Genomic DNA, 20,502 nt, shown 5'->3' on the forward strand with positions numbered 1-20,502 from the left:
ACTGCCGGGTAGCCCCTGGCGACCGTGCCGCGCCGAGCAGCGGAGGAGACAGATATGGGACCCGGCGACTTCGGCTCCGACCCATGGGACGAGTTCCTGGCCCGGTACTTCGGCCGGAGCGAGGGTGGGCGCCGGCCCGCGCACCGGGTCGACATTACCCGGCTGATGACCGCCGATGCCCGAGAGATGCTCGCCGATGCGGCACGTCGGGCGGCGGAGCGGCACAGCACCGACCTGGACACCGACCACCTGCTCTGGGCCGCGCTCCAACGCCAGTCCCTGCGCGAGTTGGTCAAAAGAGCTGGTGCCGAACCCGAGACCCTGCTCAATGCGCTGGGCGGGCGGGGTGAGGGGGCGCCGGGGGGCGAGGTCCCGCCGAACCTGTCCCTCACCCCCGCGGCCAAGCGGGCGCTGCTCGATGCCCATCAGCTGTCCCGAGCCATGAGCGCCAACTACATCGGGCCGGAGCACATCCTGATGGCGCTGCCGCTGAACCCTGAGTCGCCCGCCGGCCGGATGCTCGCCGCCGGCCGGATTCAGCCGGAGTCGTTGCAGGCGGCGAGCGCCGACCGGGGCCCGACGAGTGGGCAGCGACCCGATCGGGGCACCCCCACGCTCGATAAGTACGGGCAGGATCTCACCGAACTCGCCCAGAACGACCAGATCGACCCGGTCATCGGCCGGGCCGACGAGATCGAGCAGGCGGTCGAGATTCTGTCCCGGCGGACCAAGAACAACCCGGTGCTGATCGGTGAGGCCGGGGTCGGCAAGACCGCCATTGTGGAGGGGCTCGCGGAGCGGATCTGCGACGGGGACGTGCCGCAGACCCTGCTTGGTAAGCGGGTCATCCAACTCGACCTGGCCGGCCTGGTCGCCGGTACCCGCTACCGGGGTGACTTCGAGGAGCGGCTCAAGAAGGTCATTGATGAGATCCGGACCCACCGCGAAAAGCTGATCATCTTCCTCGACGAGATCCATACCCTGGTCGGTGCGGGCGGGTCCGGCAGCGAGGGCGGAATGGATGCGTCCAACATGCTCAAGCCGGCGCTGGCCCGCGGTGAGCTGCGCGTGATCGGTGCGACCACGCTGGATGAGTATCGCCGGACCATTGAGAAGGACGCCGCGCTGGCCCGCCGTTTTCAGCCGGTCCTCGTGCCCGAGCCGGGTGTCGACGACACGGTGGCGATCCTGCGTGGCCTCCGCGACCGCTACGAGGCGCACCACCAGGTCCGCTTCACGGATGAGGCGCTGGTCGTCGCCGCGGAGCTCTCCGATCGTTACGTCACCGACCGCTACCTGCCGGACAAGGCGATCGACCTGATGGACCAGGCCGGCGCGCGGGTCCGGCTGCGCACCCGTACTCCGGCCTCGGACGTACGCGAGTTGGAGACTCAGCTCGACGAGGTGCGCCGCGACAAGGAGCAGGCCGTCTCCGACGAGCAGTACGAGAAGGCCTCTACGTTGCGCGACCAGATCGCCGAACTGGAGGCCCAGATCCATCGGGTTCGGGGCGACGAGGGTACCGCCAATCATGTGCCGCAGGTGGGGCCGGAGGAGATCGCCGAGGTGGTCTCCCGGGCCACCGGCATCCCCGTTGCACAGCTCACCGAGGAGGAGCGGGATCGACTGCTGCGGCTCGAGGGGCACCTGCACGAGAAGGTCGTGGGTCAGGACGACGCGGTCAACGCGGTCGCCGAGGCGGTGCGTCGTTCGCGGGCCGGGTTGGCGGATCCGGATCGGCCGATGGGCAGCTTCCTCTTCCTCGGCCCCACCGGCGTCGGCAAGACCGAGTTGGCCCGGGCACTCGCCGAGGCGCTCTTCGGCGAGGCCGACCGGATGGTGCGGGTCGACATGAGCGAGTTTCAGGAGCGGCACACGGTCAGCCGGTTGGTCGGCGCGCCGCCCGGCTACGTCGGGTACGAGGAGGCCGGGCAGCTCACCGAGGCGGTGCGGCGCCGCCCGTACGCGGTGGTGCTGCTGGATGAGATCGAGAAGGCGCACCCGGATGTGTTCAACATCCTGCTCCAGGTGCTCGATGACGGCCGGCTCACCGACAGTCAGGGTCGGACGGTGAATTTCAAGAACACCGTTCTGATCATGACGAGTAACCTCGGCTCGGAGCTGATCACCGGCACCCAGCGGGCCGTCGGCTTCGGCGCCGGGGCGGCCGGTGGGGAGAACGACGAGCTTCGCGACCGCTTGTTGCGCCGGCTCCAGGAGAACTTCCGTCCAGAGTTCCTCAACCGCGTTGATGAGATCATCATCTTCCGCCGGTTGGAGGCGGAGCAACTGCGGCAGATCACCGAGCTGCTGTTGGCGGAGACCCGCCGTCGGTTGCACGCGCAGGATGTCGATGTCGAGATCACCACCGCCGGCATCGACTGGCTCGCCGAGCACGGCTACCAGCCCGAGTTCGGGGCCCGCCCGTTGCGTCGGGTCATTCAGCGCGAGGTGGACAACCAGTTGTCCCGGATGCTGCTGGAGTCCGCGGTGTCGCCGGGCCAACGGGTGGTCGTAGACGTCCGCGACGGCCAGCTCACCATCGACGTCGCCGAGGACGGCGGCTACACCGCGGCTACCACCACGCATCCGCGTTGATGAGCCGGGAGGCGGAGATGACCGAACCCGAGGAGAGCCAGGAGAACACCGAACGGACCGAGCCGATCGTCGCCGCACCGACCGCGAACCCCGCCCGGGTGCAGGTGCCACCAGAGGGTCCGGGGCAGGAGGGGGCCGGCGAGCCGGACCCGGCGGCGACCGACGGACGGCGAGAGGAGGGCTGATGGTACGCGAGCAGCGGCTCGATCCGCAGGTGGAGGAGCTCTGGGAGAGTTTCCACGAGCGGGTCAACGTGCCGTCCGAGAAGCTGCGGCAGTGGCTGCTTACCCGGGGCTCCGGCGAGGAGACGTTCGGTCCTGACCCCGACCTTGGCCTGCCCGAGCCGGGCCGGCGCATCCTGCGGGTGCTCACCAAACGCAAGGTCGATCTGACCCGGGACGACATCGAGACGATGCGGGACACGATCGACGAGATCGAGAATGTGCTGGCCGCGAAGCCGCCGCGGGGCAACGCCGATGACCAGTGGCGGCACGCCCTGCTGGATCTGGGCCACGACGTCCTGGTGGAACGCTGACCGCTCCCGTCCGGTCGGGTGGGCGCCGGCTACGGTCTCACCGGCACCCACCCCGACGGGTCACCCCGCGCCAGGTTCCAGACTGGCGATCGTCAGGCCCGCCGCGTCGGCGGCGGCCTCCCGGTCGGCACGGGTCTGCCGTTCCCGGGTGAGCAGGTTGGCGTATTCGGTGACGTCTGCCGGAGCGGGAACCGTCGGTAGGCGGCGCAGGAAGAGCTCCACGTCCCGGGTGGCGGCGGTGTGCGCGGTGGCCGCCTGCCGCAGTGTCTCGCGGTCGTCGGCGGCGGGGTACAGGTCGGTCATGCCCGTCTGTTACCCGGCGGCACGGCGTTCGCACCCCGTGGACCCGTTCGACAGATGTTGGACCCGGCGTCGATCCCACCCCGGGCCGCTCTCCTGGTATCAAGGAGCGATGAGGAGCGACGTCGCCTGCGCCCATCCCGAGCCCACCGACGAGGTCATCGACCTCTGTCAGGATCTGCTGCGTATCGACACCACCAACACCGGAGACAACGACACCAGCGCCGGGGAGCGCCACGCGGCCGAGTACGCGGCCGAGAAGCTCGCCGAGGTCGGCATCGACTCGGTGCTCTACGAGTCCGCACCCCGCCGGGCCAACTTGGTTGCCCGGATCCCCGGCACCGACCGGACCCGACCCGGCCTGCTCGTCCACGGCCACCTGGACGTGGTGCCCGCCGACGCTGACGAGTGGTCGGTGCATCCGCTCTCGGGTGAGCTGCGGGACGGCTACCTCTGGGGTCGTGGTGCGATCGATATGAAGGACTTCGACGCGATGGTGCTCGCGGTGGTGCGGCACTGGCAGCGCAGCGGGTTCCGGCCGCCCCGGGACGTGGTGCTCGCCTTCACCGCCGACGAGGAGGCCGGCAGCGAGTACGGCGCGCACTTCCTGGTGGAGCAGCACCCCGACCTCTTCGCGGGCTGCACTGAAGGCATCGGCGAGGTCGGGGGCTTCTCGTATTCGGTGAATGAGAACCAGCGGCTGTATCTGATCGAGACCGCCCAGAAAGGCATTGACTGGCTGCGGCTGCACGCCAAGGGGCGGCCGGGGCACGGCTCGATGGTGCACGACGACAATGCCGTCACCGCCCTCACCGAGGCGGTCGCCCGGGTCGGCCAGCACCGCTTCCCGGTCGTCGTTACCGACACCGTACGCGCGTTCCTCCTTGAGGTGTCCGAGGCGCTCGGCATTGAGCTGGACCCGGACGACCCGGAGGCGGCCATCGGCAAGCTTGGCCCGATCGCCAATCTCATCGGGGCGACTATCCGCAACACGGCCAATCCCACCCGGCTCGCCGCGGGCTACAAGGACAACGTCATTCCCGGACGGGCTAGCGCCACCATCGACTGCCGTAGCCTGCCCGGCCAGTCGGAGCTGCTGGAGCGGCAACTGCGCGAGTTGGTCGGCCCGGACATCGAGATCGAGTACCTCCAGCGCCAGCCCGCGTTGGAGACCACCTTCGACGGTGCCTTGGTCGAGGCGATCTCCGCCGCGCTGCGGGCCGAGGACCCGGGGGCCCGGCCGGTGCCGTACATGCTCTCCGGCGGCACCGACGCGAAGGCCTTCGCGCGGTTGGGTGTCCGTTGCTTCGGCTTCGCGCCGCTGCGTCTCCCCGCCGACCTGAACTTCTCCGCGCTGTTCCACGGCATCGACGAGCGGGTTCCAGTGGACGGACTACAGTTCGGCGTGCGGGTTCTCGACCGGTTTCTCCGCAACTGCTAGCCGCTTCCGTACTTCGGCGCGGCGCCTTCCGAACACCGAAGGGACGCCTTACATGATCGACCAGCATGGTGAGCTGGACTCTGCCCTCGAACGCGTCATCGAGGCGGCCCGCCACCACCTGGCGGCCGTGCGCGCTGCGCAGGGCCGAATCGACGACGATGCCGTCTGGCAGGCATACGTCGCGTTGAACAACGCCTCGTACGTCTACGACGAGCAGCTGATGGATGCCTTCGGCGAGGTTACTCCCTGGGATGTGCAGGCGATCGACCCGGAGGAGGCCGACGAGCGCTTCGCCAGCCCCGACGGATCACCGGCCACCGACAGCCACCCCCGGGTCATCTCGGTACGGCAGCGTCGGGACTACCGGGTGCCAAGCGTCTCGGCGTTGATCCGGGCCGCCGCGGCGGCCCGGCGGGCGGAGACCCCCGCCGAGGACGAGCCGGCACCGGTCGAGGGGGTCGGCGAGGCGGTTCTGGAGCTGTTGCAGAGCGGGGACGGATCGCTCGCCGCGCTGGATGTGCCGGAGCTGGAGCCAATGGATGGCGTCGTCATGGTCAGCGAGGTGGATGCCGCGGTTGATCTTGAGGCCTTCGACGATGACGATGCGGTGGGTCCGTTCCAGCCCGCCGCCGAGGACCGGCTGGTCGGTCGGCTCGACGAGCACCCTTTCCTCGAGCTGGACGACGAGGAGTACGACCACTCTCACTAGCCGCCCCTGCGGCGGCCTCGCCTCGCGAGCGAGGGTGAGTGGGGCCGACTCTCGGGCCGCTGCGGCTAGTAGGAGAGGCCGGGCTGTGGTGGGCTGATCCGGCGACGGCGCAGAATGACCTGCCGCGTCCCGTCCCGGAACAGCCGGACCCGGGCCAGCTCCCAGCCGGAGAACTCTGCCTGGATGGCGAGCTGCGCCGCCGCGGTCGGCCGGTCAACATTTGGGGGCAACCGGAGCGGCGCGTATTCGTAGTCCATGGCCCTATGCTGCCCATCCGCCCAGCCCAGCGCCACCCCGCAGACACCCCGCCCGACCCGGTTACCCCAGGCCAGGCGGGGTGTCTGCGGGCCCGGAGTCAGCCGTCGCGCTCCGGGTAGCCGACGGGGACGGCGGAGACATCGTCGAGGGCAGTTTTGATCTCTTCCGGCAGGGTCATCTGTTCGACCTGGAGCGCGCCGAGCAACTGCCCCACCGTGCGCGCGCCGAGGATCGGCGCGACGACCCCGGGCCGGTCGCGGACCCAGGCCAGCGCGACCTCCAGCGGGGAGACGCCGAGACCGCCGGCGGCGGTGGCAACCGCCTCCACGATGCTGGAGCAGCGCGGTTCCAGATAGGTCGCGACGAACCGCTCGAAGTGCGGTGAGGCCGCCCGGGAATCCGCCGGTCGGCCGTTTCGGTACTTGCCGGTCAGCACTCCCCGCCCCAGCGGCGACCAGGGCAGCACTCCCAGCCCGAGGGCCGCGCAGGCCGGCAGCACCTCCCGCTCGATGCCGCGTTCCAGTAGTGAGTACTCCACCTGGGCGGCGACCACCGGTGAGCGGCCGGGCCAGGCCGCCTGCCAGGCCGCGGCGCGGGCGGTCTGCCAGCCGGAGAAGTTGGTGACGCCGACGTACCGGACCCGCCCGCTGGCGACCGCGTGGTCCAGGGCCGCCAGGGTCTCCTCCAGCGGGGTGTCCGGGTCGTACCCGTGCACCTGGAACAGGTCGACGTGGTCGGTGCCGAGCCGACGTAGGGACGCGTCCAGGGTGCGTAGTAGGTGCCCACGAGAGCCGTCGCGGCGTCGGCTGTTGCCTGGGCGGAGCCCCGCCTTGGTCGCGATCAGCAGCTCCTCGCGGGGGACCAGGGCGCCGAGCAGTGAGCCGATGACCGACTCGGCGTCACCGTCACCGTAGACATCGGCGGTGTCGACCAAGTTGCCGCCGGCATCGAGATAGCTCTTCAGCTGGGCCGCCGCGTCGTCGGCGTCGGTGTCTCGGCCCCAGGTCATGGTGCCGAGCGCGAGCCGCGAAACCGCCAGCCCGCTTCGGCCGAGCGGTCGCTGTTGCATGGCTGAATCTTATTTCCATCAAGGGTCGCACCGATATCCTCGCTGCCGTCAAGTCTGTCGCCCCTTCGTCGTCGTGCTTCTCGGGGTTTGTCGCCGCCCACGCTGTTTGCGTGAGCCGGTGATCGAGGGCGGCGATGGTATTGCGTAACCTGATGCGACCTGTGGTGTGAATGGGGGAGGACTAGTGCGACTCGGGCTCAGCCTCGGCTACCAGACGGCGTGGAGTACACCCGCTGACCATCTGGCTCTGGCCCAGGAGGCGGACCGGCTCGGCTATACGGTGGTGTGGGCGGCGGAGGCGTACGGCTCCGACTCGCCGAGCATGCTTGCGTGGATGGCCGGCCAGACCCAACGGATCGAGCTGGGTAGCGCGGTGATGCAGATTCCCGGCCGCACCCCGGCGATGACCGCGATGACTGCCGCGACCATCGATGCCCTCTCCGGTGGCCGGTTCCGGCTCGGCCTGGGGGTGTCCGGACCGCAGGTCTCCGAGGGCTGGCACGGCGTACGGTTCGGCCGGCCGCTCGCCCGGACCCGTGAGTTCGTCGACATCGTCCGGCTGGCGGTGGCCCGCAAGGAGGTTGCCTACACCGGCGACTTCTACACCCTGCCGCTGCCCGACGGCCCCGGCAAGGCGCTGCGCCTGGGCTTCCACCCGCCCCGGGAGTACATCCCCACCTACCTGGCCGCCGTTGGTCCGAAGAACCTGGAACTCGCCGGAGAGATCGCCGACGGGTGGCTCGCTGTCTTCTACGCGCCGGAGTTCGCCGCGGAGCAGCTCGCGGCGATCCGCGTGGGCCGGGCCCGCGCCGGAAAGGAACTGTCCGGCTTCGATGTGGTTCCCTCGGTGCCGGTGGTGATCGGTGACGATGTGGCCAGCTGTGCCGAACTGGTCCGCTGGTACGCCGCGCTCTACATCGGGGGCATGGGCAGCCGGCAGCAGAACTTCTACAACCAGCTCGCCACCCGGATGGGGTACGGCGACGCCGCGCGCGAGGTGCAGGATCTGTACCTGGCCAAGCGGCACCGCGACGCGGCCGCCGCGGTGCCGCTAGAGTTGATCGACCGTACCTCGCTGCTCGGTCCGAAGGAGCGCATCGCCGAGCGGATGCGGGAGTTTGCCGCTGCCGGCGTCACTACCCTGTCGGTGACTCTCTTCGTGGCCGACCGGGACAGTGGCGTACAAACCTTACGGACCGTCGCGGAGGCGCTGGATCTCGCGGGAGTTGGGGAGTGACCTGGGTCGAGGCCATTGTCCTGGGCATCGTGCAGGGCCTAACCGAATTCCTGCCGATCAGCTCGTCGGGCCATCTGCGGATCACCTCAGCGATCTTCTTCGAGCAGGACGCCGGGGCGTCGTTCACCGCCGTCACCCAGCTCGGTACCGAGGCGGCGGTGCTGCTCTACTTCGCCAAGGACATCTGGCGAATCAGCCGTACCTGGGTCGTTGGCATCTGGGATCGGTCGGTGCGCAGCAGCCTCGACTACCGGATGGGCTGGTACGTCATCGTCGGCTCGATTCCGATCGGCGTCTTCGGCTTCTTTTTCAAGGATCAGATCCGGGAGACCGCGCGGAACCTGTGGTTGGTCGCCAGCACCCTGATTCTGTTCGCCTTCGTGCTGGCGTTCGCCGAGTATTGGGGCCGGCAGACGCGTACGCTGGAGAACTTCCGGATGCGCGACGGTGTGGTGATGGGTTTCGCGCAGGCGATGGCGCTGATTCCCGGCGTGTCCCGTTCGGGCGGGACGCTCACCGCCGGCCTGTTCCTCAACCTGACCCGCGAGACCGCGGCCCGATACTCGTTCCTGCTGGCCATTCCCGCGGTGGTGATGTCGGGCGTGCTCAGTCTCGAGGACGTCTTCGCGCCGGCCGCGCCGGGCACCTCGGTGCCGAGCGGGGCGCAGATGATCGTCGCCACAGCGGTCGCCTTCGCCGTGGGTTACGCGGCCATCGCCTGGCTGCTGCGCTACGTTGCGCACCACACCTTGTACATCTTTGTGCTGTATCGGGTGGCGTTGGGAACGCTGGTGCTTGCCTTGTTGATGACCGGCACGATCAGCGCCACCTGATCCCCTCGCGCCGACGCGCATCCGGGTGCAGACACCGGCCCGGAGCGCATCGGCGGGCCAGGGGCGGGGTAGGCCCTAGGGTGGTCACCGTGGCGACCCTACTGCTTTTGCGACACGGCCGGACGACCGCGAACGCGGCCGGAGGGCTGGCCGGTCGGCAGCCGGTCGAGCTGGACGAGACCGGCCGTACCCAGGCTGCCGCGGTCGGCGAGCGGCTCCGGCTGCTCTCCTGCGCGACCGTGGTGACCAGCCCCTTGGTCCGTTGTCGGCAGACCCTGGACCTGGCGTTGCCCGAGGCCGTGCCGGTGGTGGCGGAAGGGCTGACCGAGTGCGGGTACGGCAGCTGGGAGGGGCAGCCGCTGAAACAGCTCGCGAAGGACCCGCTCTGGCCGGTCGTGCAGCAGCATCCCAGCGCGGCGGTCTTCCCGGGTGGGGAGGCGATGGCAAGTATGGCGGCCCGGGCGGTGGCCGCGGTGCGTAGCTGGGATGCTCGGGTGAGTGCGGAGCACGGGCCGGATGCGGTCTGGCTGGCCTGTACTCACGGTGACGTGATCAAAGCGATTGTGGCGGACGCGCTCGGCCTGCACCTGGACCTCTTCCAGCGTCTCGTCGTGGATCCGGCATCGGTCACGGCGATCCGTTACACCCCGCTGCGTCCGTTCCTGGTGCGGCTCAACGACACCGGCGGCGATCTGACGGCGCTGGTTCCACCCCCGCCGGAGCGAGGTGGGCGGAGCGCCGCCGATTCGGACGCCGCGATTGGTGGCGGCGCCGGGGCAGGGGCCTGACGGTGGCGGGACCGCGTCGGCGCGCTGGTGCGGGTCCACGCGCTCTGGGCAGCCACGGCGGGGCCGAGGGGTGCCGCGCGGGCAGGCGCCGCGGCGATTCCGGTCGGTGGGGTGCGCGCTGTGCGGGTGCGCCGGATAGGGTCGAGGTATGACCCACCAGGTGCACGCCTTCGAGCCGCCGGAGCGGTTCGTCGCCGGAACCGTCGGGCCGCCGGGGGATCGCACGTTCTTCCTCCAGGCCCGCGGCGGTGGCCGGCTGGTCAGCGTCGCGCTGGAGAAGGTCCAGGTCTCACTGTTGGCGGAGAAGTTGGAGGAGCTGCTCTCCGAGGCGCAACGGCGGTTCGGGGTGAAGCTGCCGGAGACCGGCCCGGTCGGTGGCGACAATGACCCGCTGGACACGCCCGTCGATGAGGAGTTCCGGGTCGGCACCCTGGGGTTGGCCTTTGACGTGGACACTGAGACGGTCGTGATCGAGGCGATCGCGGTCGGCGAGGCCGAGGCCGAGGTTGGGGCCGAGGCTGCGGCTGAGGTCGAGTTGGACGAGTCAGATGACGAGGAGTCCGCTGACGAGTCAGACGAGGACCTGGACCGGCTGCGGGTGCGGTTAACCCCGGAGGCGACCCGCGAGTTCATCGGACGGGCCCGGCGGGTGGTTAACGCGGGCCGGCCGCCGTGTCCGCTCTGCGGTCAGCCCCTGGACCCCGTCGGTCACCTCTGCCCGCGTCACAACGGCTACCACCGGTGACCTCATCCGACCTGCGCGGTAGCCGGGACCGGGAGTGGCCCCACCAGGACGACGATCAGTCGCTTCGGCTGCTCCGGGAGGGCACGCTGGATCTGGAGGGGCGGCTGGTTGACGCCTCGAACACGACGCTGCGCGCGGTGCTGACCCTGGACGGGATGACCGCGCGTTGTGTCTACAAGCCGGTACGGGGTGAACGGCCCCTCTGGGACTTCCCAGACGGCAATCTCGCCGGGCGCGAGGTCGCTGCGTATCTGGTGTCGGCCGCCACGGGCTGGGACCTGGTGCCACCGACGGTGCTGCGGGACGGGCCACTCGGCCCCGGCTCCTGTCAGCTGTGGATCGATGGGCCGGACGAGTGGGAACCGCTGGTCGGTTTTGTTCCCGCCGACGCGCTGCCGTCTCGGTGGTTCGCGGTCGCGGCGGCCCGGGACGACGAGGGCACCCCGTACGCCTTGGCGCACGCCGATGACCCGCGGCTGGCCCGGCTGGCGGTGCTCGACGTGGTCATCAACAACGCCGACCGGAAGGGCGGACATGTGCTGGTCGGCCGGGACGGCCGAATCTACGGCGTGGACCACGGGGTCAGCTTCCACGTGGAGGAGAAGCTGCGCACGGTCTTATGGGGTTGGGCGGGCCGCGAGCTGCCGGCGGAGGTGGCGGAGGTGCTCGCGGCACTCGCCGACGCGGTCGCCGGTGACCTGGGCGGGGAACTCGCCAAGCACCTCACCGGCGGCGAGATCGCCGAGATTGCTGCCCGGATCGGGCGGCTGCGGGCGGCCGGTCGCTTCCCGCTGCCGTCGCCGCAGTGGCCGGCGATTCCGTGGCCGCCCATGTGAGTAGTTGTCACAACCGATTGGAGATCAACAAATCGCCCTCCTCACCCAGAGCCTTCGGCGGGGCATCCATCCTGGGCCAGCCGGGTCAACGCCGGCCGCCACAACGCGGATCCCAGCCGGCGTGATTCTCGAGGGCATCGCTTCGAACCCCGGGTGCCACAACACTCATGGCTACGAGGGCGGAGAGGTTCCTTGTTTGTCCACCTACCTGGCTGGCGATCCGACATGTATGCGCGGATTCCGGCGCCGAAGCCTACATCAGTTGCAAAAGTAGATCAGGTGCTCGGTGGCAAGGCTTTATGAATATTTGTCGTAAAGGGCGTCATTGTGTAATGAGTTACCCAGCATTTTGGGGAGATATTTCCGTTTTGACCATCTCAGGGTGTTTGCATAACGGTGGTCCGGGTGACTAGCCTTGACAGTCGTCCGCCTCAACCTCGGAAAGTGAAATCGTGAAATATCAGGCGTGGATTCCCCATCCCGTCCTGCGTCGCGGAGCGGTAAGCCGCCCCGCGACGCTTCGGGTGCCCGGAAGGAGGCGACATGCCCCCTCGGCTTAGCATCGTTGTCCCGTTCTACAATGTCGGTGACTACATCCGGGACTGTGTGGAGTCGTTGGCCCGTCAGACGTTTCAGGACTACGAGGTCGTCATGGTTGACGACGGCTCGCAGGACAACAGCGCCGACATCGCTCACGCGTACGCCTCGCGTGACTCCCGCTTTCGGGTGGTGACCCAGGAGAACCTGGGCCTCGGTCCGGCCCGCAACACCGGCACTCGGCACAGCGTGGGCGAATACATTACTTTTGTCGATAGTGACGACCTGGTTCCGCCTTACGCATACCAGTCGATGGTGAGTTCCCTGGACAGCAGCGGTTCATCGTTCGTCGGGGGCAACGCGCGCCGGTTCAATAACGCCTCTGGTGTAAAAAAGAGCTACCTGCAGAATCTCGTCTTCACAGGCGATAAGAAGGCCACTCACATTCTGGAGAACACCGTTCTCGCGTTGGACAGGATGGTGTGGAACAAAGTCTACCGCCGCTCCTTCTGGGATGAGTTCGAGCTGGAGTTCCCGGCGATTCGGTATGAGGACTACCCGGTCACCCTCAAAGCACATCTGGATGCGGTGACCGTCGACTGCCTCGCCGCTCCGGTCTACTTCTGGCGCGAGCGTGAGTCTGGCGAGTCAATCACCCAGCAGAAGTTCCACTACGACAACCTGGCCGACCGGATCCTGTCGGCCGAGATGGTCCTGGACCTTATTGACACGCGAGCGCCCGAACTCCGCGACCGGGTACACCGGCACTTCGCCCAGATCGACTTGGCAACGGTGGTGCAGGCCTTCGCTACTGCGCAGGAACACGAAGAGCTGTCTCTGGTTGAGCTTGGCCAGCGACTGACCCGCCGGCTTGATCTGCGCGTGCTCCGGCGAGCCTCCGCCTATGACCAGTTGCAATACCACGCGTTGGCAGCCGGTGACACCGACCAACTGCGCCGGCTGGCCGAGTTCCGTGCCACGGGCGGCCTGGGCTCCGGCGCCCGGGCACGCCGGAGCTCCCTGTTTCCCTGGCGGTTCCAGAACCACTATCCCACCGCCGGGAGCGATTCGACGGTGCCGCGTCAGCTCTATCGGCTACGTCGGCGTGAGCTCAGCCTCTACACCACGGTCACCCGGATGTCCTGGGACGACACCGCACTGAGCATTCGGGGTACGGCCGAGATCCGGCACCTGCCGGTAGGAGCTAACTCCACGCTACGGTTAACACTGGTTGCCGGCACCCTGCGGATGGAATTGCCGGTTGAGCGGTTCACCGCCCGGGACTCGCACGGCGAGGAGACTCTGGTGGGCTTCCAGACCCGGGTGTCGAAGGCGGTGCTAGCCAAACTGCCGGCTGATGTGTCGGGCGCCCGAATCAAGGTGAGCCTGCGCGCTGGCGCTTTTCACCGGCGTAATCTGCTGCGCAACGTTCAGCCCGGCAACCCGCAGAATGCCACTGGCACCTGGATCGACGAGGACACCTGGATTCAGCCGGGCAATACAAACGCGGGGGAGGTAGTACTGCGCCGGATGATCCGGCCACTGGAGCTAACCGGCGCCACCGTCGATGGCGAGGAGATCGTTCTCACCGGCCGGATGCCTACGGATCTGAATGGGGCATGGCTGCAACTGGCCCGCTCGTCCGAGACCACTCAGGTTGAGTTGGAAACTCAGCTGTCGGGCAAGCAACTGGCGTACACCGCCCGGGTTCCGTTCACCAGCCTCGTCGACAGTGCCAGTCCGGACGACCCGTTCACCCTGCGCACCACGCGGGTACCGAGTGTCAGGCGGGGCAACCAGCGCCACCTGATACTCGCAACTGGGCTGGACGCCCCGGTCGCCACCGTGTACAAGGACCGGTTGATCGCCGTCACCCGCTCGCCCGGCCAGTGCCTCAACGTGGTTGAGGGGCCGTTGCAGCTGCAGGCCGACACGGCAAACGCGACGCCGGCCGGCGTCGGCCATCGTCTCTCGGTGCAGGGCCGGCTCTGGACCGACGCGGACCCTGGCGCAGTCGTGTGGCGGCGGTACGTTGACGCGGCGGACCACCACGTGGACATGTCCTGCCGGGTCACCCGGTCCGACGGCAGGTGGTCTGCTGAGGTGGAACTGTCCGAGCTACTGGCGCCAGGAGGGATAGCGCAACCGGGCAGCGACCTGCTCGCTGACTGGACCCTGTGGGTGCTGCCCCCAGACGGCGAGTCACCGTACGCCCTGCAGGCCGACATTTTTCTGGTCGCTCAGCTGCCGCTACCGATTGACGCTGGCGGACGAACCGCTGGTCTGTACCCCCGCTCTGGCCGCCTGCATCTCGAGGTTCGGTGAAATGCACCATCACAATCACTACTATGCCCAGGCCCACATCCTCGCCCGGTACTGTGGGCTGGACGACGATTTCCCGCCCCGGATCCGGGGCTACCTACAGCACGGCTGGAATGTCGGCTGTGGTTGGAACCCGGTGCACGAGTTCTTCGATGGCGCCTGGCGGTTCGTGTGGAGCGACGCGCCCCGGCGACGCGGCCATGCCCTCGGTCGCCGCAACTACCATGTCGTCGGCGCCCCCTGGCTGTATCTGATGGACCTCGAGCCCGAGTTGGGCGCTGTGCCTGAGGAGGACCGGGAGGGCACCTTGTGGTTCCTCTTTCACGGCTGGGAGGGTGGAAAAATCAGCGGGAACCACGCCCGACTGATAGACGAGATCCGGGAGACGGAATCAGGTCCGGTAACGTTTAGCCTCTACTACACCGAGTACGAACGCCCTGAGATCCGGCGCTTCTACGACAAGGCTGGCTTCGACGTGGTGAGTTTCGGCCGACGTGGTTGGAACTATGAGGGCACCGATCGGCGCTTCCTCTACAAACAGTTGGCGGCGCTCCGCAAACACAAGCGGGTGGCCGCAAACCGGCTGTCCTCGGCGGTCTTCTATGGCGTCGCCGCCGGTTGCCAGCCCGCTGTCTATGGCGATCCTATGGAAATGGCGGGTGAGAACCCGCTGTTTGGCGGCACTGCACGTATCGCCCGGCTCTGGCCGGAGATGCACGGCAAGGACATCGATGTCGCGGTGGCCAGGGAAATCACCAATGAGGAGCTCGGCTGGGCATGGATGATGCCACCGGCCGAGATGCGCATGCTATTCGATTGGAATGAACGTGACTGACAACCGATCGACCGACCGTGAGTTCGTCCGGGGTGAGATGCAGCCGTGGACCGACTACTCGGGCGGCCGGGCTCCGGCGAGTGGCTCGGTGCTCGCAGCCCTACTCGCCGACCTGCTACCGCAGTCCAAGCGGGCGCTGGTAGTCGGCCCCCACGGCAGCGACCTCATCGACGCCGTAGCCGCACGCAGTGCCCAGACGACCGTGTTGGTCCGCTCGGTCGGCGACGCGGAGTCGTTGCGGGCCGTGATATCAAACACGACCGTCACGATCGTCGCCGGATCGCTGGACGGACTGATTGACAGCCTCACCGAGGATGAGACGTACGACCTGGTGCTTGCTGCCGACGGCCTGGATCGGGTGATGGGCTATGATGCGCCGCAGCAGGACTGGCATACCCGGGCTGCCGCACTGGTCCGGGCCGCCGCCGCCGGGGCCATGGTTGTTGTCGGCATGCAAAACGACTTCGCGCTGACTGAGTTGTTTGACTCGCGGCCGTCCCACAAGCGGCACGGCGACGACGAGTGGTGGCCACTGCACGATGACCCGACCCGGCCCGCCTCCCCCGCCCAACTGCGAGATGCCCTGACCGGTCTCGGTCTCGAAACGTCCTTGCTCTGGGCAACGGTTGATGTTGCGGGCGAGACGCACACATTGGTTGAGGTCGACGCGCTCGCCGCTACCCGCCCGGGTCGGCCGGCGGCTCGGATCGCCGTCCGGGCATTCGAGACCGCAGCGACCGCCGTGCCGCTACTCGCGTCGCTGGCGGAGGGGGTCAACGCGGCCGCCTGCGCCGGCCAATTGGGCGCCGTCACACCAGGCTGGCTCGTAGTGTGCGGGCCCCGCCCGCCCGCCGTCCACACCATCTACACCCGGGGAGGCAACACCTCATCGGTGCTCGCTGCTGACCTGGCTGACAACCGTTGGAAGCTGGTCACCGTGGCCGGCGCCGGCTCGTCGCCAGCTGGTCTGTCCGCCAACGAAAGCCCGGCCGAAGTGCCCGACACCGAGTCGGTAGAACGGTTGCTGCTGCGGGCCGCCGCAAAGGAGGATGTGCCCGAGTTCCGTCGGCTCGCCGAACAGCTGGGCGACTGGGTTGGCAAGAGCGCTGCCGAGTTCGGTCCCGGTGCGGTGATCTGCCTGGACGATACCGGTGTGGACGGCGACACCTTCGCCCGGGGCGTGCTGGCAAGGCAGACTGCGGAGGAGTCTGATACCGCCGAGTTGCTTGCCGCTGCATGGCATCGGTTCGCCGACAGGCTGACCCGTGGGCACCACCGGCACCCGTGGCCACCGTGGATGTCTGGCGCTGACCTGGTGCGAACCTGGCTGAGCATGAGTGGTGAGGAGCCGACCGACGCCATTCTCGATCGAGGTCGGCAGATCGCCGAGGCGGTGGCCGTAGTAATGGACGCGCCGCAGGTTGCGACGCCCAGCCCGGACCTGCGTACCCAGCTGGTTGACGCGGAGACGGCAAGGACCCAGGCGGTGGAACTTGCCGGACACGTCTTCGGCCTAGAACGCACCCTGAAGATGCGCGACCAGCAGCTGAAGGTGCGGGAGGGTCGGCTCCGGTCGCTGCGTTCGGAGATGAGTAGGTTTAGGGGGTCGCGGGCCGCCCGCCTGGCCGTGGTGATCCGCAAGGTCGGGGTCGTCCGCGACCCGAAGCGGCTCGCCCGCGCGGTCAAGCGTCGCCTTCCGGGCCACTGACGCTGCTGACGGCCAGGCCGGCACCACATCGTGCGGTCGCGGAATCCGCGTCAGCATCTGCCTCAAGGGCCAGCTTGACCTCGAGCAACACGGCGGACGGACCTTTGCCGGGGGGCCGTCCGGATCGCCCAACGCCTCCTCGCGATGGCCCCGCGATCTGGTACAACAACAAGACCGGCGCACCCGTCACCCGGCTACTGACCGCCTACGACCACTGAGGGACTTCGGAACAACTCAAGTCGGTCACTCGGTCAGGCCGGTGACCCTTCACCGCCAAAGATGATGATTTCTCATGTCAACCAATGGCATGGTTTGCTGCCTGCCGGCGGCTGGTTAGGCTGGCGGTCATGGACTCTTGGGCGGGACACGAGGTGCCGCGGCTACCGGGCCGGGGCGGGCCGCTGATGTTGTTTGACTCGGCCCGGCGAGGCACCGCCGCCAGCGTGCCGACCGGGACCGGCACGATGTATGTCTGCGGCATCACCCCGTACGATGCCACCCACCTGGGGCACGCCGCCACGATGATCACCTTCGACCTGATCCAGCGGGTGTGGCGCGATGCGGGACTGGACGTGACGTACGTGCAGAACGTCACGGACATCGACGACCCGCTGCTGGAGCGGGCCGCTCGGGACGGCGAGGACTGGAAGGTCCTGGCGATGCGGGAGACCGCCCTGTTCCGGGAGGATATGGCGGCGCTGCGGATCATCCCGCCGGAGCACTACGTCGGTGCGGTGGAGTCGATTCCAGACATCGCCGAGCGGGTCCTGACGCTGGTGAAAGAGGGTGCTGCCTACCGGCTGGAGGACGGCACCGGTGATGTCTACTTCGACATCTCGGCCGCGCCCCGATTCGGGTACGAGTCGCACCTGAGCCGGGAAGAGATGCTGGAGATCTTCCCCGAGCGCGGTGGCGACCCGGATCGAGCCGGTAAACGAGACCCGCTCGATCCACTGCTGTGGCGGGGTGCCCGCCCGGACGAGCCGTCGTGGCCCGGCGGCGATCTCGGCCCGGGCCGCCCCGGCTGGCACATCGAGTGCGCCGTGATCGCGCTGAACCTGCTCGGCGAGCAGGTCGACGTGCAGGGCGGCGGCAATGATCTGATCTTCCCGCACCACGAGTGCTCGGCCGCGCACGCCGAGCTGCTGACCGGGCAGACCCCGTTCGCCGGGCACTACGTGCACGCCGGCATGATCGGGCTGGACGGGGAGAAGATGTCCAAGTCCCGCGGCAACCTGGTCTTCGTCTCCCGGTTGCGAGCCGACCAGGTGGATCCGATGGCGGTCCGGCTGGCCCTGATGAGCGGGCACTACCGCAGCGACCGCTCCTGGAGCGACGGGCTGCTGGCGACCGCGCAGGAGCGGCTGGGTCGATGGCGGCAGGCCGCTGCGGTGCCCCGTGGGCCGTCCGCGGAGGCGTTTCTGGCCACGCTTCGTGCGCGCCTCGCCGACGACCTCGACGCCCCGGGGGCGCTTGCTCTGGCGGACTCCTGGGCGGAGGCGGCGCTCGTCGGCGCCGGCGACGATCCGGCGGCACCCGCGCTCTTCACCCGGGCACTGGATGCCCTGCTTGGCGTCCGTCTGTGACCTGCTGCGCACTCTGATCGGCCGCGTCGGCTTCCACTCAGGCCGCCTGGTCGATCTTCGCTGCCTCGGTGGCCCGGTGCCGGAGTTGGGCTGGTAGGAGCCCGATCAGCCGAGGACGAGCCCTGGGCCCGGATCCGGGTCGCTCGTCGGGGCGGGGATCCGGTACGCCTCGGTCAGGGTGGTGACCGGGCCGGGCCAGGTGGCCTGGGCGACCTCGATTGGCTTGCGGTGCTCGTCGTAGGCGACGTGCAGCAGGTGTAGCACCGGGGTGTCGGGTCGGATCTGCAGGGTCTCCGCCTCGTCCCGGCTGGGCTGCCGGGCACTGATCGTGTCGGTCGCGGTGATGTACCGCCGGCCGGTGGCTTCCTCGGCCTCCTGGTAGAGAGGGCGGCCGAACGCCTCGGCCCGCTCCAGCGAGGTGCCGGCGGTGTCGGTCGGTAGGAACCAGGCGGCGCCCACCTCTACCGGGGAGTCCTCGGTGCGGACCAGGTGCCGCCGACAGAGCAGCTCGGTGCCGTCGGATACGCCGAACGCATCGGCGACCTCGGGCGGTGCGGGGGCGGGCCCGACGGAGACGAGCTGTTGCCGGTACCGGGCGGCGAGGTCGGTGTGGTAGCCACGGAAGCCGCCGTACCGGCCCCGGGAGAGCCGGTTGAGGCGGCGTCGGGTGCCGCGGACGTACGTACCGGAGCCCGGCTTGGTGATCAGGATGCCCTCGACCCGTAGCTGGTCGACGGCGCGCTGCACGGTCTGCTTGGCGACGCCGAACATTTCGGCGATGGCCGGGATGGAGGGTAGCCGCTCGCCGGGGCCCCAGTCACCGCGGCGCACCTGTGCCTTGATCTGCGCGGCGATCTGCCGGTGCGGGAACTCGGCCGCACCCGGGTTGATCTGCATGCCCGCCTCCTCGATCATCACTAGGTTCCTAGGATGCAGTAGCGAGTGTGTTCCGTCCACACCCGACCCACCTGCACGGAAAATTTAGTGCCCGCTCACGAGAAGGACGCGGGTGCCGCGTCCCGTCGTCGCGGACAGAAAGCCAGTGGCCCGCCACCTTTACCGGTGGCGGGCCACGAGGATCAGTGTGGTACGGGCTACCAGGAGCCGGCGGTAGGTCCGGCGGAGCCGCCACGCCGGCGCAGGTATTTCTCAAACTCCTGTGCGATCTCGTCCCCGGTCAGCGGGGTGATGCCGGCGTCACCGACCCGTTCCTCCAACTCGCGGATGTACTCACCGAGCTCGGCGTCTTGCTCGGCGGCGCCGCGGACCCGCTGCTCCCACTCGGCGGCCTCCTCGGCGAGGTCCGCCATCGGCACCGGTAGGTCCAGCACCTCCTCGACCCGGTGCAGCAGGGCCAGGGTCGCCTTGGGACAGGGTGGGTTGTTGGCGTAGTGCGGCACATGCACCCAGAACGACACTGCGTCCACCTCGGCCCGCGAGCAGGCGTCGTGCAGGACCCCGACAATGCCGGTGGGCCCGTCGTAGCGGGTGGGGGTGAGCTGGAAGCGTTGCGCCGCGCCCTTGTCGGAGGCGCTCCCGCTGATCGGTAGCGGCCGGGTGTATGGCACGTCGGCTAGGAGCGCGCCGAGCAGTACCACCCGTTCGACCTCCAGGCTGTGGCAGATCTCCAGCACCTGCTCGCAGAAGGTGCGCCAGCGCATGCTCGGCTCGATACCGCGGATGAGCACGACATCCCGTTCGGTTCCGGCCGGACTGGCCGCCATGAACCGGGTCGTGGGCCACTCCACCCGCCGGGTCTCGCCGGCCGACATCGCGATCGTGGGGCGGCTGACCTGGAAATCGTAGAAGTCTTCTGGATCCAGTTCGGTTACCGACCGGGCCTGCCACACCTGCTCCAGGTGCTCGACGGCGGCCGTCGAGGCGTCGGCGGCGTCGTTCCAGCCTTCGAAGGCGGCGATGGCCACGGGGGACCGCAGAACCGGCAGTCCGTCGAACTCGGTCACGCGGTCACCTCGTCCCGCCCATCGGGGCGGTGCTGGGTGGGCGCCCGATCGGCCGGCCGCCATGCATCGTGGCGTCGCTGTAGTCCCTCACGTCCGTCAGCCTACGTGCCAGGGGCGGGAACCGGACCGTCGGCCGCGCCGATCTACCAATCGACAAACAGTTATTCTGGCGGTAAAAGGGCAGCGTGTGCTAGTCGCGCC

Annotated in this window: 19 protein-coding genes and 1 pseudogene; 15 read left to right on the top strand and 5 right to left on the bottom strand. The window is 68.7% G+C overall.

The window, feature by feature from the left end:
• Positions 1-54 precede the first annotated feature (54 nt).
• Genes B116_RS0121995 through B116_RS0122005 form a run of 3 tightly spaced genes read left to right on the top strand, consistent with a single transcriptional unit; the run spans position 55 to position 3,133 of the window.
• Entirely contained in the window at positions 55-2,598 is a 2,544-nt protein-coding gene (locus tag B116_RS0121995) for an ATP-dependent Clp protease ATP-binding subunit (protein ID WP_027661339.1), read from the top strand.
• 17 nt (positions 2,599-2,615) lie between these two features.
• Positions 2,616-2,783, top strand: coding sequence for a hypothetical protein (locus B116_RS27965; RefSeq protein ID WP_188116062.1), 168 nt, complete (start codon positions 2,616-2,618; stop codon positions 2,781-2,783).
• Positions 2,783-3,133: a DUF3140 domain-containing protein gene (locus tag B116_RS0122005; RefSeq protein WP_027661340.1), complete on the top strand. Its 351-nt coding sequence runs from the start codon at positions 2,783-2,785 to the stop codon at positions 3,131-3,133. The genes B116_RS27965 and B116_RS0122005 overlap by 1 nt, the downstream gene beginning before the upstream one ends.
• Before the next feature lie 60 nt (positions 3,134-3,193).
• Here B116_RS0122005 and B116_RS0122010 read toward each other — a convergent pair whose 3' ends face one another.
• Positions 3,194-3,436: a hypothetical protein gene (locus tag B116_RS0122010; RefSeq protein ID WP_027661341.1), complete on the bottom strand. Its 243-nt coding sequence runs from the start codon at positions 3,434-3,436 to the stop codon at positions 3,194-3,196.
• 109 nt (positions 3,437-3,545) lie between these two features.
• Between B116_RS0122010 and B116_RS0122015 the strand changes: the two genes are divergently transcribed.
• Together B116_RS0122015 and B116_RS0122020 are read left to right on the top strand one after the other, a co-directional pair.
• Positions 3,546-4,874: a M20/M25/M40 family metallo-hydrolase gene (locus tag B116_RS0122015; RefSeq protein WP_018723117.1), complete on the top strand. Its 1,329-nt coding sequence runs from the start codon at positions 3,546-3,548 to the stop codon at positions 4,872-4,874.
• A 52-nt stretch (positions 4,875-4,926) separates the two neighbouring features.
• A complete protein-coding gene (locus B116_RS0122020; protein WP_018723116.1) occupies positions 4,927-5,583 on the top strand; it encodes a hypothetical protein in 657 nt (218 codons plus the stop codon).
• Positions 5,584-5,648: 65 nt separating this feature from the next.
• On the opposite strand, the gene B116_RS0122025 is transcribed toward B116_RS0122020, so the two are convergent.
• Entirely contained in the window at positions 5,649-5,840 is a 192-nt protein-coding gene (locus B116_RS0122025; protein ID WP_018723115.1) for a DUF5703 family protein, read from the bottom strand.
• 98 nt (positions 5,841-5,938) lie between these two features.
• Positions 5,939-6,910, bottom strand: coding sequence for an aldo/keto reductase (locus tag B116_RS0122030; RefSeq protein ID WP_018723114.1), 972 nt, complete (start codon positions 6,908-6,910; stop codon positions 5,939-5,941).
• A gap of 184 nt (positions 6,911-7,094) precedes the next feature.
• Between B116_RS0122030 and B116_RS0122035 the strand changes: the two genes are divergently transcribed.
• From B116_RS0122035 to mshC, 10 genes and pseudogenes are all read left to right on the top strand, one after another.
• Positions 7,095-8,147 (top strand): LLM class F420-dependent oxidoreductase, encoded by a 1,053-nt coding sequence (locus B116_RS0122035; RefSeq protein WP_018723113.1) that lies wholly within the window; start codon positions 7,095-7,097, stop codon positions 8,145-8,147.
• Complete coding sequence (locus B116_RS0122040) at positions 8,144-8,980, top strand: undecaprenyl-diphosphate phosphatase (protein ID WP_018723112.1); 837 nt, start codon at positions 8,144-8,146, stop codon at positions 8,978-8,980. Before B116_RS0122035 ends, B116_RS0122040 begins: the two co-directional genes overlap by 4 nt.
• Before the next feature lie 80 nt (positions 8,981-9,060).
• Positions 9,061-9,768 (top strand): MSMEG_4193 family putative phosphomutase, encoded by a 708-nt coding sequence (locus B116_RS0122045; RefSeq protein WP_027661342.1) that lies wholly within the window; start codon positions 9,061-9,063, stop codon positions 9,766-9,768.
• 148 nt (positions 9,769-9,916) lie between these two features.
• Positions 9,917-10,513 carry a DUF3090 domain-containing protein gene (locus tag B116_RS0122050; protein ID WP_018723110.1) on the top strand — a complete coding sequence of 199 codons (597 nt, stop codon included), beginning with the start codon at positions 9,917-9,919 and terminating at the stop codon, positions 10,511-10,513.
• Positions 10,510-11,349, top strand: a complete 840-nt coding sequence (locus tag B116_RS0122055) for an SCO1664 family protein (protein ID WP_027661343.1) — start codon at positions 10,510-10,512, stop codon at positions 11,347-11,349. Before B116_RS0122050 ends, B116_RS0122055 begins: the two co-directional genes overlap by 4 nt.
• 543 nt (positions 11,350-11,892) lie before the next feature.
• A complete protein-coding gene (locus B116_RS26005; RefSeq protein WP_027661344.1) occupies positions 11,893-14,211 on the top strand; it encodes a glycosyltransferase family 2 protein in 2,319 nt (772 codons plus the stop codon).
• A 1-nt stretch (position 14,212) separates the two neighbouring features.
• Positions 14,213-15,043 (top strand): hypothetical protein, encoded by an 831-nt coding sequence (locus tag B116_RS0122065; protein ID WP_027661345.1) that lies wholly within the window; start codon positions 14,213-14,215, stop codon positions 15,041-15,043.
• Positions 15,036-16,751 (top strand): hypothetical protein, encoded by a 1,716-nt coding sequence (locus B116_RS0122070; protein WP_027661346.1) that lies wholly within the window; start codon positions 15,036-15,038, stop codon positions 16,749-16,751. Before B116_RS0122065 ends, B116_RS0122070 begins: the two co-directional genes overlap by 8 nt.
• A gap of 49 nt (positions 16,752-16,800) precedes the next feature.
• A pseudogene (locus B116_RS29160) lies at positions 16,801-16,969 on the top strand (IS982 family transposase); the annotation flags it as partial.
• Between the two features lie 129 nt (positions 16,970-17,098).
• On the top strand, positions 17,099-18,337 hold the full coding sequence (gene mshC / locus B116_RS0122075; RefSeq protein ID WP_027661347.1) for a cysteine--1-D-myo-inosityl 2-amino-2-deoxy-alpha-D-glucopyranoside ligase: 1,239 nt from the start codon (positions 17,099-17,101) through the stop codon (positions 18,335-18,337).
• Positions 18,338-18,442: 105 nt separating this feature from the next.
• Here the strand turns inward: mshC and B116_RS0122080 are convergent, their stop codons facing one another.
• Both B116_RS0122080 and B116_RS0122085 read right to left on the bottom strand, forming a co-directional pair.
• Positions 18,443-19,234 (bottom strand): GntR family transcriptional regulator, encoded by a 792-nt coding sequence (locus B116_RS0122080; RefSeq protein WP_026321883.1) that lies wholly within the window; start codon positions 19,232-19,234, stop codon positions 18,443-18,445.
• Between the two features lie 197 nt (positions 19,235-19,431).
• A complete protein-coding gene (locus B116_RS0122085) occupies positions 19,432-20,301 on the bottom strand; it encodes a PAC2 family protein (protein WP_018723105.1) in 870 nt (289 codons plus the stop codon).
• Positions 20,302-20,502: the final 201 nt, after the last annotated feature.

It is taken from the genome of Salinispora fenicalii (genome assembly GCF_000514815.1).
Classification (GTDB): domain Bacteria; phylum Actinomycetota; class Actinomycetes; order Mycobacteriales; family Micromonosporaceae; genus Micromonospora; species Micromonospora fenicalii.

Bases quoted from the DNA above. Each gene is read 5' to 3' on its own strand.
- B116_RS0121995 (WP_027661339.1), top strand. From the start codon at position 55: ATGGGACCCGGCGACTTCGGCTCCGACCCATGGGACGAGTTCCTGGCC.
- B116_RS27965 (WP_188116062.1), top strand. From the start codon at position 2,616: ATGACCGAACCCGAGGAGAGCCAGGAGAACACCGAACGGACCGAGCCG.
- B116_RS0122005 (WP_027661340.1), top strand. From the start codon at position 2,783: ATGGTACGCGAGCAGCGGCTCGATCCGCAGGTGGAGGAGCTCTGGGAG.
- B116_RS0122010 (WP_027661341.1), bottom strand. From the start codon at position 3,436: ATGACCGACCTGTACCCCGCCGCCGACGACCGCGAGACACTGCGGCAG.
- B116_RS0122015 (WP_018723117.1), top strand. From the start codon at position 3,546: ATGAGGAGCGACGTCGCCTGCGCCCATCCCGAGCCCACCGACGAGGTC.
- B116_RS0122020 (WP_018723116.1), top strand. From the start codon at position 4,927: ATGATCGACCAGCATGGTGAGCTGGACTCTGCCCTCGAACGCGTCATC.
- B116_RS0122025 (WP_018723115.1), bottom strand. From the start codon at position 5,840: ATGGACTACGAATACGCGCCGCTCCGGTTGCCCCCAAATGTTGACCGG.
- B116_RS0122030 (WP_018723114.1), bottom strand. From the start codon at position 6,910: ATGCAACAGCGACCGCTCGGCCGAAGCGGGCTGGCGGTTTCGCGGCTC.
- B116_RS0122050 (WP_018723110.1), top strand. From the start codon at position 9,917: ATGACCCACCAGGTGCACGCCTTCGAGCCGCCGGAGCGGTTCGTCGCC.
- B116_RS26005 (WP_027661344.1), top strand. From the start codon at position 11,893: ATGCCCCCTCGGCTTAGCATCGTTGTCCCGTTCTACAATGTCGGTGAC.
- B116_RS0122065 (WP_027661345.1), top strand. From the start codon at position 14,213: ATGCACCATCACAATCACTACTATGCCCAGGCCCACATCCTCGCCCGG.
- mshC (WP_027661347.1), top strand. From the start codon at position 17,099: ATGGACTCTTGGGCGGGACACGAGGTGCCGCGGCTACCGGGCCGGGGC.
- B116_RS0122080 (WP_026321883.1), bottom strand. From the start codon at position 19,234: ATGCAGATCAACCCGGGTGCGGCCGAGTTCCCGCACCGGCAGATCGCC.